12 protein-coding genes are annotated in these 16,444 nt (G+C 71.9%); 6 read left to right on the plus strand and 6 right to left on the minus strand.

What is annotated here, in order from left to right; translation table 11 throughout:
* Genes lysW through nasA form a run of 3 tightly spaced genes read right to left on the minus strand, consistent with a single transcriptional unit; the run spans window position 1 to window position 2,878 of the window.
* On the minus strand, window positions 1–165 hold the full coding sequence (lysW, locus tag EFA46_RS05470) for a lysine biosynthesis protein LysW (protein ID WP_123074264.1): 165 nt from the start codon (window positions 163–165) through the stop codon (window positions 1–3).
* A 53-nt stretch (window positions 166–218) separates the two neighbouring features.
* Window positions 219–836 (minus strand): molybdenum cofactor guanylyltransferase, encoded by a 618-nt coding sequence (locus tag EFA46_RS05475; RefSeq protein ID WP_123074263.1) that lies wholly within the window; start codon window positions 834–836, stop codon window positions 219–221.
* On the minus strand, window positions 836–2,878 hold the full coding sequence (gene nasA, locus EFA46_RS05480; protein WP_255494016.1) for an assimilatory nitrate reductase NasA: 2,043 nt from the start codon (window positions 2,876–2,878) through the stop codon (window positions 836–838). The genes EFA46_RS05475 and nasA overlap by 1 nt, the downstream gene beginning before the upstream one ends.
* A 266-nt stretch (window positions 2,879–3,144) precedes the next feature.
* On the opposite strand from nasA, the gene nucS reads away from it, so the two are divergent.
* Window positions 3,145–3,867, plus strand: a complete 723-nt coding sequence (nucS, locus tag EFA46_RS05485; RefSeq protein WP_123074261.1) for an endonuclease NucS — start codon at window positions 3,145–3,147, stop codon at window positions 3,865–3,867.
* Here nucS and mutS read toward each other — a convergent pair.
* Window positions 3,864–6,458, minus strand: coding sequence for a DNA mismatch repair protein MutS (gene mutS, locus EFA46_RS05490; protein ID WP_123074260.1), 2,595 nt, complete (start codon window positions 6,456–6,458; stop codon window positions 3,864–3,866). The two genes, nucS and mutS, sit on opposite strands and share 4 nt — an antisense overlap.
* Before the next feature lie 51 nt (window positions 6,459–6,509).
* Window positions 6,510–7,277: an SDR family NAD(P)-dependent oxidoreductase gene (locus EFA46_RS05495; protein ID WP_123074259.1), complete on the minus strand. Its 768-nt coding sequence runs from the start codon at window positions 7,275–7,277 to the stop codon at window positions 6,510–6,512.
* Between the two features lie 138 nt (window positions 7,278–7,415).
* On the opposite strand from EFA46_RS05495, the gene EFA46_RS05500 reads away from it, so the two are divergent.
* The gene (locus tag EFA46_RS05500) at window positions 7,416–9,053 is read left to right on the plus strand and encodes a type II/IV secretion system ATPase subunit (RefSeq protein WP_123074258.1); all 1,638 of its coding nucleotides are present in this window, start codon (window positions 7,416–7,418) and stop codon (window positions 9,051–9,053) included.
* The gene (locus EFA46_RS05505) at window positions 9,046–10,956 is read left to right on the plus strand and encodes a type II secretion system F family protein (RefSeq protein WP_123074257.1); all 1,911 of its coding nucleotides are present in this window, start codon (window positions 9,046–9,048) and stop codon (window positions 10,954–10,956) included. Before EFA46_RS05500 ends, EFA46_RS05505 begins: the two co-directional genes overlap by 8 nt.
* Here EFA46_RS05505 and EFA46_RS05510 read toward each other — a convergent pair.
* A complete protein-coding gene (locus EFA46_RS05510) occupies window positions 10,864–12,633 on the minus strand; it encodes an ATP-binding protein (protein WP_255494018.1) in 1,770 nt (589 codons plus the stop codon). The genes EFA46_RS05505 and EFA46_RS05510 overlap by 93 nt on opposite strands.
* 139 nt (window positions 12,634–12,772) lie before the next feature.
* On the opposite strand from EFA46_RS05510, the gene EFA46_RS05515 reads away from it, so the two are divergent.
* The 3 genes from EFA46_RS05515 (at window position 12,773) to EFA46_RS05525 (ending at window position 16,440) form a co-directional block, all read left to right on the plus strand.
* On the plus strand, window positions 12,773–13,390 hold the full coding sequence (locus EFA46_RS05515) for a DsbA family protein (RefSeq protein ID WP_123074256.1): 618 nt from the start codon (window positions 12,773–12,775) through the stop codon (window positions 13,388–13,390).
* 238 nt (window positions 13,391–13,628) lie between these two features.
* Window positions 13,629–15,791, plus strand: coding sequence for a catalase/peroxidase HPI (katG, locus tag EFA46_RS05520; protein WP_123074255.1), 2,163 nt, complete (start codon window positions 13,629–13,631; stop codon window positions 15,789–15,791).
* Window positions 15,792–15,990: 199 nt separating this feature from the next.
* Window positions 15,991–16,440 carry a GtrA family protein gene (locus EFA46_RS05525; protein WP_123074254.1) on the plus strand — a complete coding sequence of 150 codons (450 nt, stop codon included), beginning with the start codon at window positions 15,991–15,993 and terminating at the stop codon, window positions 16,438–16,440.
* The last annotated feature ends 4 nt before the right edge of the window (window positions 16,441–16,444 follow it).

Consider the following 16,444-nt stretch of genomic DNA (forward strand, 5'->3'; position numbering starts at 1 on the left):
CTACTCCCCCCAGTCTTCGTCGAGTTCGGGCGCCTCCTCGAGCGTCACGGGGTCCTCGCCCGTCACTTCGAGTTCCGCGCCGCACGTTCCGCAGTCGACGATCTCGCCGACTTCCACCGTCTCGTGCAGCTCCAGTTCCGCGCCGCATTCGGGACACTCTGGCATGGCGATGCGTTCACGGAGCGGCTACTTAGCTTTCGTGTCCCCGGCCCGTCCGCTCACTCGCTTCGGGCGCGCGCCTCGACCGTCGAGGGCGCGTCCCGGCGCGCCGCCGCGAGGTCCGCGCGCGTGTCCACGCTCAGGAAGGGCCCGGCGCGCTTCACCGCGACGACCGCCGGGTCGAGGAAGGAGACGACTTCGCGCATCGACTCGCCGCCGCGCGCCACCACGGCCTCGCAGGCCTCCTTCGCGGGCGTGACGCCGTAGACGCCGCCGAAGGGCCGGAGCCTGCCGGCGGCGCGCGGAATCGCGCCGTCCGCGTTCGCCGCCTCGAAGAGCGTGTCGACGATTCCCGGGTCGAGGAAGGGCTGGTCGCAGGCCGCGACGACGGCGTGCGAGGCGGTCGTCGTCCGGAGCGCGGTCAGCGCGCCCGCGACCGGGCCGGCGTCCGGGCGCGGGTCGGTCGCGAAGCGCGGCCCGGGGGCGACGCCCTCCAGCGCCTCCGCGAACGCCTCGCGCTGGTCGCGTCGGCAGTTCACGACGAGCTCGTCGACGTGCGGCGCGAGCGCCGTGGCCGCCAGCCGGAGCATCGGCTGGCCGTCCACGGTCGCGAGCGCTTTCTCGGCGGGGCCGAACGCCTCCGAGCGGCCGCCCGCGACCAGCACGCCCGCGCGCATCAGTCCCCGGCCTCCTCCGCCGCGCTCACCGTCGCCTCGCTCGCTTCCTCGACGCGCGGGACGACGCGCGCCGCGCACTGCTTGTAGTTGGGCTCCTCCGAGCGCGGGTCGACCTCCGGGAGCGTCAGCCGATTCGTCGCCGGATGGTGGATGGAGAGCCACGCGACGCCCTCCGGCACCGCGCTGTCGGTACTGACGACGGCGGCCGCCGACCCGCGCCGGGTCTCCACGTAGACGCTGTCGCCGTCGCTTGCGTCCGCCGGGTTCACGCGGACCGTCGGGACCGCCGTCTCGCCGCCGCGCGAGCGAACGCCCGTGTTGTAGCCGTCCGCCTCGCGCCCCGTCGTGAGCGTCAGCGGGTACTCCTCGGTGGTTGGTTCGGGGAGGCCGCCCTCGCTCGCACCGCCGAGCGAGAACCACGCCTTCCCGTCGGTCGTCTCGAACGCCCAGCCGTCCCCGTCGCGGTAGCGGTAGTCGACGGACGTCTCCGCGTCGGGCGCCGGCCAGCGCACCGCGCCCTGCTCGTCGAGGCGCTCGTAGGAGAGCCCCGAGAGGTCGGCGGGCGTGCCCTCGGTGAGCGCCGCCATCTCCTCGAAGAGGGCCTCGGGCTCCGGGTGCCGGTCGATGACGCCGCGCTCGACGCTGTTCGCGACAGCCGCGATGAGGTCGACGTCCGTGCGGACGCCCGAGGGCGTGTCCGTGACGGCGCGCACGCGCGAGACGGCGCGCTCCATGTTCGTCGTCGTCCCCTCGCTCTCGCCCCACGTCGCCGCCGGGAGCACGACGTCCGCGTACTCGACGGTCTCGGAGTGGAAGGCGTCCTGCACGACGAGGAAGACGTCGTCGAGCTTCTCCGTCGCGCGCTCGGCGTCCGGGAGGCCGGCGACGGGGTTCGTCGCCACCGTCCACAGCACCTCCACGGGGTCGCCGATGGCGTCCATGATGCCGACGGGGCCGGGGCCGGCGTCCGCCGGCAGGCGCTCCTCGGGGACGCCCCACGTCTCCGCGACGTCCGCGCGCGCCGCCGCGTCGCCGAAGTCCCGCATCCCCGGCCACCCGCCCTTCGAGGAGCAGACGCGCGTCCCCATCGAGTTCGCCTGCCCCGTCAGGGAGAACGGCCCGGAGCCCTCGCCGAGGTTGCCGGTGGCGAGACAGAGGTCGACGAGCGCGCCGGCGGTCGCCGTCCCGCGCGTGCTCTGGTTGACGCCCATCCCCCAGTAAAGGAGCGTCTTCGCGTCCAGCGTCTCCGCGAGCACCTCGACGTCCGCGACGGTGACGCCCGCCGCGTCGGCCGCGTCAGCGACGGCCGGGAGCGAGTCGCGGAGGTCGTCGAAGCGCCGCGTGTGCTCGCGCACGAACTCGTCGTCGACGCGCCCGGTCTCGACGACGTGCGCGAGGACGGCGCGCGCGAGCGGCAGGTCGCCACCGGGGTCGGGTTGGACGTGGACGTCCGCCTGCGCCGCGCTCTCCGTCTCGACGGGGTCGACGACGACGAGCGTCCCCTCGGCGGCGCTGTCCGTCACCCACCGGAAGAGCACGGGATGCGCGACCGCCGGGTTCGCCCCCCAGACGACGTGGCTCTCCGCCTTCGGGATGTCTTCGTAGCTACACGGCGGCGCGTCGCTCCCGAACGCGTCGTAGTAGGCCTTCACTGCCGACGCCATGCAGAGGGTGGTGTTCGCGTCGTAGTAGCGCGTGCCGAGCACGCCGCGCGCGGCCTTCCCGAGGGCGTACGCGGCCTCGTTCGTCTGCTGGCCGCTCCCGAGCACGCCGACGGCGTCCGGCGTCTCCGCGCGCGCCTCGCGCATCCGCTCCGCGACCTCGCCGAGCGCGACGTCCCACGTCGTCGGGACGAGCTCGTCGTCGCGGCGGACGAGCGGGCGCGTGAGGAAGCGCGCGTCCGGGTCCGCCGTCTCGCTCACGCCGCGCTGGCACGCGAGCCCGCGGTTCGTCGGGTGCTCGGCGTTCCCGCGCACCGAGTCGACGCCGTAGCCGAGGTCGGCGCCGCGCTGGAGGTGCCCGCAGCCGACCGCACACCGCATGCACGTCGTCGGCACCCAGCCGTTCACGCCCGACCACCTTCGTGTTCAGAAACTCCCCCACATTCCCGAAAAGTCGAAACGAACGTATCCGTTCCCATGGTAGTGTGACTAGTGTGTCTTGCTTAAGAAACTAATCGTTGACGAATGTCCTAAATAGTTGGGCGATGGCGACCGCACACCCACTCTTCGTATGTGTATCCTCACCTTAAGGACGTATTCGGCGCGCTCGCGCGGCGCTTTTGGCGCTCCGTCCCCAATCACGCGACGTGTCCGACACCGACCGGCCGCCGCTCGTCGCCCCCGCGCCCGCCGAGGCCGCCGCGTACGTTCGGGACGCCCGCGAGCGGCGCGCGTTCTGCACGCTCCTCGGTCGCTGTCACGTCGCCTACGACGGCCGCACGACCTCCCACGCCGGTCCCGCCGACCGCCTCGTTGCGCTCAAGCCCGACCTGACCCTCCTCGTTCACGCCGCCGACGGCCCGAAGCCGCAGAACTGGCTCGCCGCCGACGCCCTCGACGTCGACGTCGCGGACGGCGCGCTCCTCCTCACCGCGACGCGCGAGTCGCCGACCGAGGAACTGTGCGTCACCTTCGAATCCATCGAACAGGCGGCGGCGATGGCCGCCGACGAAACGGACGCCACCGTCGAAATCTCGGGGACCGAAGCCGACCTGAAGGAGCGCGTCCTCGCCGACCCCGCGCTCGTCGAGCCGGGCTTCCGCGCGCTCGCCGCCGAGCGCGACACCCCCGCCGGCCCCGTCGACGTCTTCGGGCGCGATAGCTCCGGGCGAGCCGTCGCCGTCGAGCTCAAAGCCACCAGAGCGGGCCCGGACGCCGCCAGCCAGCTCTCCCGGTACGTCGACGCCCTCCGCCGCGACCTCCACGCGGACGCCGACGTTCGCGGGATACTCGTCGCCCCCTCCTGTACGCCGCGCACGCGCCGCGTCCTCGCGCGCGACGGCCACGAGTTCGTCTCGCTCGAACCCTAGAGCTCGCGCTGGAGGCGGTTCAGCGTCGTCAACGCCTCGATGGGCGTCATCTCAGCGAGGTTCAGCCGCGCGAGCTCGTCGAGCACGTCGCTCCCCGCGTCCGCGCGTCCGCCGTCCGCGCTCGCCGCCGTCGCGGTCGACTCACTCGCCTCGCCCGCCTCGACGTCGGCGTTCTCCGCGTTTTCGACGACGAGTTCGCGCGCCCGCTCGACCACCGAGGGCGGGACGCCGGCCTCGCGCGCCACCTCGATGCCGTAGGAGGCCGTCGCCGCGCCCTCGGCGACCTCGTGGACGAACGTCACGTCCTCGTCCTCGCGCTCCGCGCGGAAGTGGAGGTTCTTCGCGCCCGCGAGGTCCTCGGCGACCGCCGTCAGGTCGTGGTGGTGCGTCGCGAACAGCGTGTACGCGCCCACCTCGTCGTGGACGTGCTCCGTGATGGCCCGCGCGATGGCGAAGCCGTCCGCCGTGCTCGTCCCGCGCCCGACCTCGTCCAGCACGACGAGCGAGTCCTCCGTGGCGTCCCGGAGGATGTCCGCGAGTTCGGTCATCTCCACCATGAACGTCGAGCGCCCGCCCGCGATGTCGTCGCTCGCGCCGACGCGCGTGAACACCCGGTCGACGAGCGGGAGCGACGCCGACTCGGCGGGCACGAAGCTCCCGAGCTGCGCGAGCACCGCGACGAGCGCCGCCTGCCGCATGTAGGTGCTCTTCCCGCTCATGTTCGGGCCCGTTATCACCGCGACCGGCGCGTCGCGAGTGAGCGTCAGGTCGTTCGGGACGAACGACTCCACCGTGCGCTCGACGACGGGGTGGCGCCCGCCCGCGATTTCGACCGCGTCACCACCCACTTCCGGGCGGCAGTAGTCGTACTGCGCGGCGACGGACGCGAGCGAGACGAGGACGTCCACGACCGCGAGCGCGTCCGCGACGTCCTGGATGCGCTCGGCCGACTCGCCGACGTCGCGCCGAACCTCCCGGAAGAGGTCGAGCTCGCGCTCGTCCGCGCGCGCCGACGCGTTCAGAATCTCCTCCTCGCGCTCCTTCAGGGCGGGCGTCACGAAGCGCTCCGAGTTCTTCAGCGTCTGGCGGCGCTCGTAGTTCTCCGGGACCCGATCGAGGTTCGGGTTCGTCACCTCGATGTAGTAGCCGTGGACGGAGTTGTGCCCGACCTTCAGCGAGTCGACGCCCGTGCGCTCGCGCTCCTGCGCTTCGAGGTCGTCGATCCACTGCTGACCCTCGCGCTCGGTCGCGCGCAGCTCGTCGAGGCGCTCGTCGTAGCCGTCCGCGATGATGCCGCCCTCCGTGAGCTCGCGCTCGGGGTCCTCCTGAATCGCCTCCCCGACGAGCTCCCGGACGTCCGCGAGGCCGTCGAGGCGCTCGCGGAGGTCACGGAGGAGCGCGCTCTCGGCGTCGTCGAGGCCCGCGCGGACCTCGGGGACGACGTCGAGCGTGGCCTTCAGCGAGCGCAGGTCGCGGGCGTCCGCGCGACGCCGCGACACCCGCGAGACGAGGCGCTCGAGGTCGTAGACGTCCGCGAGCAGTCCACGCAGGGTATCGCGCGTGAGCGGGTCCTCGGAGAGCTCCTCGACGGCGTCGAGGCGCGCCTCGATGCGCTCGCGGTCGACGAGCGGGCGGCGGAGCCAGTCCTTCAGCTCGCGGCCGCCGAGCGCGCACGCCGTCTCGTCGAGGACGTCCACGAGCGCCGTCCCCTCGCTCCCGTGGACGCTCCGGCGCTCGAAGAGTTCGAGCGAGCGCAGCGCCACGCCGTCCAGCACCATGTACTCGCGGGGGTCGTAGCGCGTCAGGTGGTTCAGGTAGTCGAGGCGGCCGTGCTCGCCGCCGCGCGTGTACTCGGCGTACGCGAGGAGCGCGCCGCAGGCCCGGACCTCGGCGCGTCCCGCGAGATGCGTCTCCGGCGACCCGAAGTAGTCGGTGACGCGCTCGCGCGCCGCGTCCGCCGCGAACGCCTCGGGGTCGTACCCCGTCACCATGCAGCCGTCGGCGAAGACGCCCTCGGGCGCCTCGGGGCCGACGATTGCCTCGGCGGGGTCGAAGCGCGCGACTTCGTCGCGCACCGTCTCGCGGGTGCCGGTGCCCGTCGCGACGAAGTCGCCCGTGGAGACGTCGAGGAACGCCAGCCCGTAGCTGCCGTCGTCGTGCGCGAGCGCCGCGACGAAGTTGTTGTCGTCCGAGCGCAGGAGCTCGGACTCGGTGAGGGTGCCGGGCGTGACGACGCGCGTGACGGCGCGCTCGACCACGCCGGACGCCTCGTCCGGGTCCTCGACCTGGTCGGCGACGGCGACCCGGTAGCCCGCCTCGAGCAGCGACTCGATGTACGATTCGGCGCTGTCGATGGGGATGCCCGCCATCGGGTAGGTGCCCGTGGAGTCCTCGCGCTTCGTCAGCGCGATTTCGAGGATGCGCGCCGCCGTCTCCGCCGCCTCGCAGAAGAGCTCGTAGAAGTCACCGACCTGGAAGAGCACGAGCGAGTCGTCGTACTCCGCGCAGAGGTCGTGATACTGGGCCATCATCGGCGTCAGCTCCTCGCGTTGAGCCGCCATCGCCTGCGGTGGTCCCAGAGCCGCGTCCATACCCTCAGTTCAGCGCGCCGGCCCGGAAATACCCGTCGTCTACGCGGGTGCTCAGTCGGCGGCCTGTCCGCCGTCGACGGGGATGGTGTGCCCGGTGATGTAGGAGGCGTCCTCGGAGCAGAGGAAGGCCACCGCGCCCGCCATCTCCTCGGGGTCGGCCTGTCGGTCCATCGGGACGTCCGCCATCGCGGACGTGTCGAAGGGGAGCGTCGACGGGTCGCTTCCGCCCGTCATCCCCTGCTGGATGTTCGTCTTCGTCGGGCCGGGCGCGATGGCGTTCACGCGGACGCCGCGCCCCGCGTACTCGAGCGCGACGGTCTTCGTGAGGCCGACGACGCCGTGCTTGCTCGCCACGTAGTTCGAGAGCCCGCCCATCCCCACGAGCCCGGCCTCGGAGGCGGTGTTGACGATGGCGCCGCCCGTTTCCTCCATGACGGCGAGTTCGGCCTTCATGCAGAGCCAGACGCCCTTCAGGTTCACGCCGAGGAGGCGGTCCCAGTCGGCCTCCTCGATGTCGGTCACCGCGTCGAAGCCGGTGAGGATGCCGGCGTTGTTGTGCGCGAGGTCGAGGCCGCCGTAGGTGTCGACGGCGACGTCCACCATGTGCTCGACGGACGCCGCGTCCGTGACGTCCACCTCGACGAACGTCGCGTCGCCGCCCGCGTCCTCGATGGCCGCGACCGTCTCCGCGCCGCCCTCGGCGTCGACGTCGGCGACGACGACGCTCGCGCCCTCCGCCGCGAGGCGCTCCGCCGACGCCCGCCCGATTCCCGAGGCCGCTCCCGTTACGACTGCCGTCTTCCCGTCGAATCCGTTCATTGTGTCTCGCCGCTGTTGACTAACCGTTCATTCAACATAGCTCTTCCCCCGGTGCGTCCTGCATCGCCCGCCCGGCGCGCTCGCGGCCCCGCCAGCCACAACACTAAGGCACGTGACCGCACTCTCCCCGAGCGTGACATGACCGGCGACACCCGCGAGCGGGTCCGCGAGGCGCTCGCCACCCACCTCGACGAGCGCGACCCCGCACCGTTCGACGCGCTCCCGGACGTCGAGGCCCTCGTGGAGCGCTTCGACGTCGCCACCGACCCGGACCCCGCCGTCGACGCCTACTGGGTGACCGAACCGTACGCGCACGTCGCCCTCCGGCGCGACCCCGACACCGAGGAGCTCCGCTACGACGTCCTCGAACCGACGCGCTCGGAGTTCGCCGACTACGTCTACGAGGACCTCCGCGACGTCGCCCGGCGCGTCCTCCTCGACGAGGAGTACGCCCACGACGAGTCGGGACGCGAGGCGTTCGCCGAGCGCCTCGACGACGTCCTCGCCGAGCACGCGCGCGGCGTCCCGCCCGCCGAACGCTGGGTGGTGCGCTACTACCTCCGCCGGGACTTCTTCGGCTACGGCCGCATCGACCCCTTCATGTCGGACCCCGCCGTCGAGGACGTCTCCTGCGACGGCGCCGACGTCCCGCTCTACGCCTACCACCGCGACCACGGCCACCTCCAGTCGAACCGGTCGTGGGGGAGCGACGTCGTCGAGTCCATCGCCGTCCGCCTCGCCCAGCGCGCCGGCCGGCACGTCTCCGCCGCCAACCCCCTCCTCACCACGACGCTCCCCGACGGCTCGCGCGTGCAGGTGACGCTCGGCGGCGACGTCGCGACGCGCGGGTCGAACTTCACCGTCCGCAAATTCAGAGAAGAGCCGTTCACACCACCCGAACTCGCCTCCCTCGGCACGTTCGACGCCCGCCAGCTCGCCTACCTCTGGCTCGCCGTCGCGCACAACCGCTCCGTCCTCTTCGTCGGCCCGACCGGCTCCGGGAAGACCACGAGCATGAACGCCTGCGCGTTCTTCATCCCGCCCGACCACAAGGTCGTCTCCATCGAGGAGACCCGCGAGGTCAACCTGCCACACGAGAACTGGGTGGCGGACGTCACCCGCACCGCCGACGACGCGAGCGCCGAGGCCCGCCGCGAAGTCGACGGCTATCGCCTCCTCAGCGAAGCCCTCCACCAGCGCCCCGACCACATCCTCGTCGGCGAACTCCGCACCGACCCCGCCGTCGTCCGCGCGTTCTTCCAGGCCGTCGGCACCGGCCACGACGGCTTCACCACCTTCCACGCGGAGACCGCCGACGACGCCGTTCGGCGCCTCACCCACGACCCGCTCTCGGTGCCGCCCGACCTGCTCGCCGACCTCGACGTCATCGTCGTCCAGCGCATCGTCGACGAACCCGACGGCGTCGCGCGGCGCTGCTGGCAGATCACGGAAGTCGGCACGCCCGACGGCGACGAGCGCCCCAGCACCCGCGACGTCTTCCACTACGACGCCGACACGCAGGGCTTCGAGCAGCGCTCCCGCGCCCGCCTGCCGCGAGAAATCGCGGCCGACCGTGGCTGGCGCGACGACCGCCTCCGCGAGGAACTCGACAGCCGCCAGCGCGTCCTCGCGCACCTCGCCGCCGAGGGGACATTCGACTACGAGGCGGTCGCCGACCGCATCTTCACCTTCGAGCGCAACCCCGAGCGCGTCCTCGCGGACCTCCCCGAGGGCGTGCGCGAGGGCGCCGAGCGGGTGCGTATCGCGGATGACTGACCGAGAGCCGGGCGCCCGCGAGCGCGTCCGCACCGACGGCTACGGGCCGATTCGGACGTACGTCATCGTTCACCCCGAGCGCTTCGCGCGTCTCGACGACGCCCTCGAGAGCGCGCACGTCCCCGAGACCGTCGACGCCTACGTCGCGCGCGTCGCCCGCCACAGCGTCGTCGGCGCGCTCTGCGGCCTCCTCGTCGGCCTCCTCGCCGCCGCGCTCGCGCCGCTCCCCGTGCTCGCGCGCCTCGCCTGCGTCCCGCTCGGCCTCCTCCTCGGAGGCGGCGGCGTCGCCGGCGGCCACCTCGCGCTCCTGCGGCGCCGCATCGCGAGACGACGGCGCGCCATCGACGGCGCGCTCCCGCACGCCACCGTCTTCCTCTACGCGCTCGTCCACGGCGGCACCGACCTCTACGAGGCGTTCGACAGGCTCGCCGACGAGACGGAGGCCTACGGCCCGCTCGCCGAGGAGGTCCGGCTCGCCGTCCGGGACACCGAGCGCTTCAACGCCGACCTCTTCGACGCGCTCACCGCGACCCGCGAGCGCACGCCGAGCGACGACTTCACCGTCCTCCTCGACGAACTCGTCGGCGTCCTCGAGACCGGCGGCGACGTCGAGGCCTTCCTCGCGGACGCCGTCACCGACCAGCGCGAGCGCGCCGAGCACCGACAGGAGCGCGTGCTCGAGGACCTCGAAACCACCGCCGAAGCCTACGTCGCCGTCGCGCTCGCCGGCCCCGCGTTCCTCTTCGTCGTCCTCCTCGTCGCCTCCTTCACCGCACCCGGCCTCGTCGGCGCGCTCGCCGCGCTCACCTACCTCCTCCTCCCCCTCCTCCTCGTCGCGTTCTCCCTCGTCTTCAAGCGCCTGCTCGCGCGCGCCCGCCGCCACGGCGCCGACCCCGTCGCCGCCGTGGACGTCGGCGCCACCGAACGCGACCCCGCCGCCATCGACGACGGCCCGATAGACGACTACCTCGCCGGGCGCGAGCGCGCGACGTGGCGCGAACGCCTCGCCGCCCCGCTCGCCGCCGCCCGCGACGCCCCCCGGCTCCTCTTCCTCGCGAGCGTCCCGCTCGCGCTCCTCGCGCTCCTCGCGCTCGCCGCGCTCGGCGTCGTCCCGCTCTCCGTCTCGGGGCTGGCCGCGACCCCCATCCGCGCCACGACCGGCCTCGCCGTCGTCCCGTTCCTCGTCGCCGTCACGCCGATCGCGTTCCTCTACATCCTCGAGCGTCGGCGCGAACGCGACCTCCGGGGGCGCTTCCCGGACGCCCTCCGCGTCGTCGCGGACGCCGCGAGCAACAGCGTCCCGCTCGCCGACGCCGTCGGCCTCGTCGCCGAGCGCACCACGGGGACGCTCGCGGACGAACTCGACCGCGTCCGCCGGGACGTCGCGTGGACGGCGGACTTCCCGCGCGCCCTCCGGACGTTCGCCGACCGCCTCGGCGTTCCCGCCGTCACGCGCGCCATCGGCCTCACCGTCGTCGCCGTCCGCACCACCGACGACCCCGGGCCGGTGCTCGAGGCGGTCGCGGACGACCTCGGCCAGCGCCACGAGCGCGAGGTCGACCGCCGGCGCACCCTCGGCGTCTACGCGGGCATCGTCGTCATCGGCGTCCTCGTCTACGTCGGGATGCTCCTCGCGTTCGACCTCGTCTTCCTCCCCGCCGTCGCGAACGCCGCCGGGGCGTCGGCGTCGCTCCCGGCCGCCGGCATCGCGGGCATCCACGTCGGCCAGATCGACACCGGCACCTACCGGACGCTCTTCTACCACTCCGCGCTCGTGCAGGCCGCCGGGAACGGCCTCGTCGTCGGCGCGCTAGTCGGGGGGCGACTCCGCGACGGCGTCGCGTACGCCGCCCCGCTCGTCGCCGTCGTCGCCTGCGTCTTCCTCGGCGCGAGCGCCCTCTGAGGCGCGCGGTAACTCCACGACGAACACCGCGCCGCGCGGGTCGTTGTCCTCGACGTGGACGCTCCCGCCGAACTGCGCGAGGAGCGTCCGCACGAGGTAGAGGCCGATGCCCGTCCCGGTGCTCTCGACGCCCTTCGCGTCCTTCCCGAAGACGCGCTCCTTCTCCGCGTCCGGGACGCCGGGGCCGTTGTCCGCGACGCGCACCGTGGCGGTGTCGGGGGCGACGCTCGCGGTGACGGTCACGACGGGGTCGTCGACGTCGCTGTGCTGGACGGCGTTGTTCAGGAGGTTGCGGAAGACCGAGGAGAGCAGTTCGTTCGCCTCGACGGCGACGTCGGGGAGGCCGGTCGGCGTCTCGAAGCGCGCGTTCGGGTAGGCCTCGCGGACGCGCTCGAGTTCGGCGTCGAGGTGCGCGTGGAGGTCGATGCGGTGCGTCGACATCTCGCCCTCGTCGGCGAGCGCGTCCACGAAGTCCCGGACGTTCTCCGTGATTTCGATGGTGTGCTCGGCGGTGCGACGGATTCGCCGCAGGGCGTCCCGGCCGTCCTCGTCGACGTGGTCCTCGAGGACCCCGCTCCACCCGGTGACGACCGCCATGTCGTTGCGGATGTCGTGGCGGACGACGCGGTTCAGCGCCTCCAGTTGCTCGCCGCGCGCCTCGAGGCGCCGCCGGTAGCGCTCGCGCTCCGTGGCGTCGGAGACGACGATGGACTCGCCCGTCCGGGTCTCCCCCGCCATGAAGGGGTTCGTCGTGACGTCGTAGTAGCGCGTCTCCCCGCCGCGTTCGAGCGCGACGACGGACGCGCCGTCCTCGATGCCCGCCGCGAGCGTCGGGAGGACGTCCGCGAGGCGCTCGCCCGCCGCGCCGTCGAGTTCGCCGAAGAGCGCCGCCGCCTCCTGATTGTAGTCGCGGATGTACCCGTCCCGGTCGAGGAAGACGACGGGGTCGTCGATGTCGGCGGCGAGGTGGATGGTCTCGAAGCGCTCGAAGTAGACGAAGCCGACGCCGATTGCGAACGCCGCGACGCCGAGCGGTTCGTAGAGCAGGGGGAGGAGCCACGGCGTGTCGAGCGCGACGATGTTCAGGAGCACGGGGAGCGCGGTGAAGCCGACGAGGACGGCGAGCGGGCGGGTGTCCGCGCCGGCGAGGTGGAAGTGCTCGAGGATCATGTAGACGCCGACGAACGCGAGGACGTACGCGAGGCCGAGCGAGAGCCAGTGCCCGATGCCGTAGTGGACGGCGAGGTGGGGGAACGGCTCCGTCACCGCCTCGACGCCGAAGTAGGCGTGGTGGAGCGGGTTCGTGGCCTTGAAGACGCCGACGGCGACGAGGACGCCGACGGTGAGGCGGCTGTACGGGAGCGCGCCGGGCGAGCGCCCCGTGTAGGCGGCGGCGAAGTAGAGCCACGCGCCGACGGTGGCGAGGCCGCAGAGCAACCCGAGGACGACGAGCGCGCGCTGGACGGGGACGACGGGGACGAGGAGGAAGCCGACGGTGGTCGCGGCCCACCCGCCGCTCGCGAGGAAGAAGGCGACGAGGCCCGTGCGCGTCCCGTCGTGCTCGATGTCGAGCGCGCGCCACGCGCCGAGGACGCACGCGATGGCCGCGAGCGCGAACGCCGCGACGTGCCCGGCGAGGAGGGTGTTCACCATGTGCCGCGCCCCGCGCGCCGCCACGGCTCCCGCTCCGTTTCCGAGGTCATACCGGTCGTGTGCGCGCGCTGAAGAGTAAAGTGCTGTGCCTCGCTCGCGTCCCGTTTCGCGCGCCCAGTGCCGGGGGCGTGGCCCTCTTGCGTCCCCGTCCCCTTCACGCCGTATGGCCGACACGATAACGGTGTTCAGCGACTACGTCTGTCCGTTCTGCTACCTCGGGCGCCGCTCGCTCGAGACGTATCAGGAGACGCGCGAGGAGGAGCTGGAGATCGAGTGGCATCCCTTCGACCTCCGGTCGAACCAGCGCAACGAGTCGGGCGAAATCGTGCAGGAGAGCGGGCACGACGACGAGTACTACGAACAGGCGAAGCAGAACGTCGAGCGCCTCCGCGAGCAGTACGACGCCGAGGAGATGCAGACGGACCTCGTGGGGGACGTGGACTCGCTGGACGCGCAGGTCGCCTCCTACTACGTGGCCGAACACGAGGACTACGAGACGTGGCTGGCGTTCGACGAGGCGATATTCGCGGCGCTCTGGGAGGACGAGCGCGACATCGGCGACGTGGACGTGCTCGCCGACCTCGCTGACGAGGCGGGCGTCGACCCCGAGGCGGTCCGCGACGCCGTCGCGGACGAGGACCTGCGCGAGACGGTGACGGAGAAGTTCCAAGAGGCCCACCAGCAGGGCGTGACGGGCGTGCCGACGTTCGCGTACGAGGGGTACGCGGCGCGCGGTGCCGTGCCCCCCGAACAGCTCCGCCGGCTCGTCGAGGGCGAGTAGCGCCACGTCGCGGGACGAATAGCGATACCGGCCGATAGCGGTTTTCTAAAGCGCGATACGACCGCATCCACTCTGCCGTGTCGCCGAGTGAACGACAGATAGTACGAACTCTCCGGACGTAGAAGCGAAAATTCCTTTCCCTCAGGAAAACATTCTGACCTCTCTCCGAGAAGATTCCATCGTCTGAAGCAAGCAATCGGTATGTTTATGGCTATAACGTGTGATGAATCAGGTACCAATGACGTGGTCAAACCAGGAGTGGTGGCCGGAGTTGCTGCGCGTCGACATCCTCGACGACGACGAGGAGCAACTCAACCCGTACGGCGAGGACTTCGACTACGCCGAGGAGTTCCAGAAGCTCGACCTCGAGGAGGTCAAGGCGGACATCCAGGAGGTCATGATGGACTCCCAGGAGTGGTGGCCGGCCGACTACGGCAACTACGGGCCGCTGTTCATCCGGATGGCCTGGCACAGCGCCGGCACCTATCGCACCATCGACGGCCGCGCCGGCGCGTCCGGCGCCCGCCAGCGCCTCCCGCCGGAGAGTAGCTGGCCGGACAACGTCAACCTCGACAAGGCCCGCCGCCTCCTTCAGCCGGTCAAGCTGAAGTACGGCCGCAAGCTCTCGTGGTCCGACCTCATCGTGCTCGCCGGCAACGTCGCCCTCGAGACGATGGGCTTCGAGACGTACGGCTTCGGCGGCGGCCGCGAGGACGCCTACAAGTCGAACGAGGCCGTCGAATGGGGCCCCGAGACCGAGTGGGAGACCACGTCGCCCGAGCGCTTCGAGGACGGCGAGGTCGGGAACCTCAAGGACCCGCTCGCGAACACCGTCATGGGCCTCATCTACGTGAACCCCGAGGGCCCCTACGGCGAACCCGACGTCGAGGGCTCCGCCGCGAACATCCGCGAGGAGTTCGACCGCATGGCGATGGACGACGAGGAGACGGTCGCGCTCATCGCCGGCGGCCACACCTTCGGGAAGGTCCACGGCGCCGACGACGAGACCGAAGTCGGCCCCGACCCCGAGTCCGCGCCCATCGAGGACCAGGGCCTCGGCTGGGACCACGACTTCGAGAAGGCCGGCATGATCACGAGCGGCATCGAGGGCCCGTGGAACTCCACGCCGACGATGTGGGACACGGGCTACATCGACAACCTCCTCGACTACGAGTGGGAGCCGCACAAGGGCCCCGGTGGCGCGTGGCAGTGGCAGCCCGCCACCGAGGAGGAGCGCGAGGACATCGAGAAGGCCCCGGACGCCCAGGACTTCGACGAGTCCGAGGAGCCGATGATGCTGACGACGGACGTCGCGCTGAAGCGCGACGACGACTACCGCGAGGTCCTCGAGGACTTCCAGGAGAACCCCGACCACTTCCAGCAGGCGTTCGCCCGCGCGTGGTACAAGCTCATCCACCGCGACATGGGTCCGAAGCAGCGCCTCCTCGGCCCCGAGGTCCCGGACGAGACGTTCGTCTGGCAGGACCCGATCCCGGAGGCCGACTACGAGACCGTCGGCGCCGAGGAGGTCGACGAGCTCGAGGACGCCATCCTCGACTCCGACCTCGACCGGACGCAGCGCGTGAAGACCGCGTGGGCGTCCGCCTCGACGTACCGCGACAGCGACAAGCGCGGCGGCGCGAACGGCGCGCGCATCCGCCTCGAACCCCAGAAGGACTGGGAGGTCAACGAGCCCGCGAAGCTCGCCGAGGTCCTCGACACCTACGAGGAGATTCAGGCGGAGTTCAACGAGTCGCGCGACGACGACGTCCGCGTCTCGCTCGCGGACCTCATCGTCCTCGGCGGCAACGTCGCCGTCGAGCAGGCGGCCGCCGACGCCGGCTACGACGTCGACGTGCCGTTCGAGCCGGGCCGCACGGACGCCAGCGCCGAGCAGACGGACGCCGACTCCTTCGCGCCGCTCAAGCCGAAGGCGGACGGCTTCCGCAACTACATCGGTGACGGCGACTACAACGACCTCTACGACACCCTCGAGGAGCGCATGGTCGACAAGGCCGAGCTCCTCAACCTCTCCGTCACCGAGCTGACGGCGCTCGTCGGCGGGATGCGCGCGCTCGGCGCGACCTACGGCGACACCGAGCGCGGCGTCCTCACGGACGACCCCGGGACGCTCACGAACGACTTCTACGCGAACCTGCTCGACATGGACTACGAGTGGGAGCCCGTGGACGAGGACGAGGAGGTCTTCGAGGGCTTCGAGCGCGACAGCGGCGAGAAGGTCTGGGAGGCCACGCGCTTCGACCTCATCTTCAGCTCGAACGCCCGCCTCCGCGCGCACGCCGACGTCTACGCGGCCGAGGACGGCGAGGAGAAACTCGTTGAGGACTTCGTCGCCGCGTGGAGCAAGGTCATGCAGGCCGACCGCTTCGACCTCGAGTAACGCCGCCCCTCGACGCCCACACGCTTCTTTCCCCCTGCTTTCTGCTTTCCGTGCGCCGAGCGGCGGCGCCGCCGCGACCCGGTAAGTGCTTTCTCCCCCGTCGTTCGAGACGGCCGCTCGGCGCGGGCACGCCGCTCAACGTGGAAGTCCGCACCAACCTTTATGTGTCTCTCCCCGATACTGTTGTTCCGACCGGGACATGACTGAGTCGCCGTTCTCGCGCCTCGAACCACGCCTCGAAGCCGGCCTCCGCCGGCTCGGCGTGACGCGGGTCTGTCCGGCCGAGCGCGCGGTTCGCCTCACCGAGTTCGGCGCCATCGGCGTTTCGGGCGCGCTCGTGAACGTCGCGCTCTTCCTCGCGCTCGCCGGCGCCCTCCCGACGTCACGGGCGGCGTTCGTCGCGTTCTTCGGCGGCGCCGTCTGGACGTTCGGGCTGAACAGCCGCTACACCTTCGAGGTCACCGACCGCCTCCGCCGGCGCTTCGCGCGCTACCTCGGCGTCTGCGTCGTCGGCTACGCCGTCTACACCGCCCTCCTCACCGCGACGATCCAGTGGCTCACGCTCCCCTACTGGATGGCCTCCCTCTCCGCCGTCACCGGCGGGGGCCTCTGGAACTACGCGGGCAGCGAGTGGTTCGCGCTCGCCTAGGGCA

Source organism: Halarchaeum sp. CBA1220 (assembly GCF_003721175.2).
In the GTDB taxonomy this organism is placed as follows: Archaea; Halobacteriota; Halobacteria; order Halobacteriales; family Halobacteriaceae; genus Halarchaeum; species Halarchaeum grantii.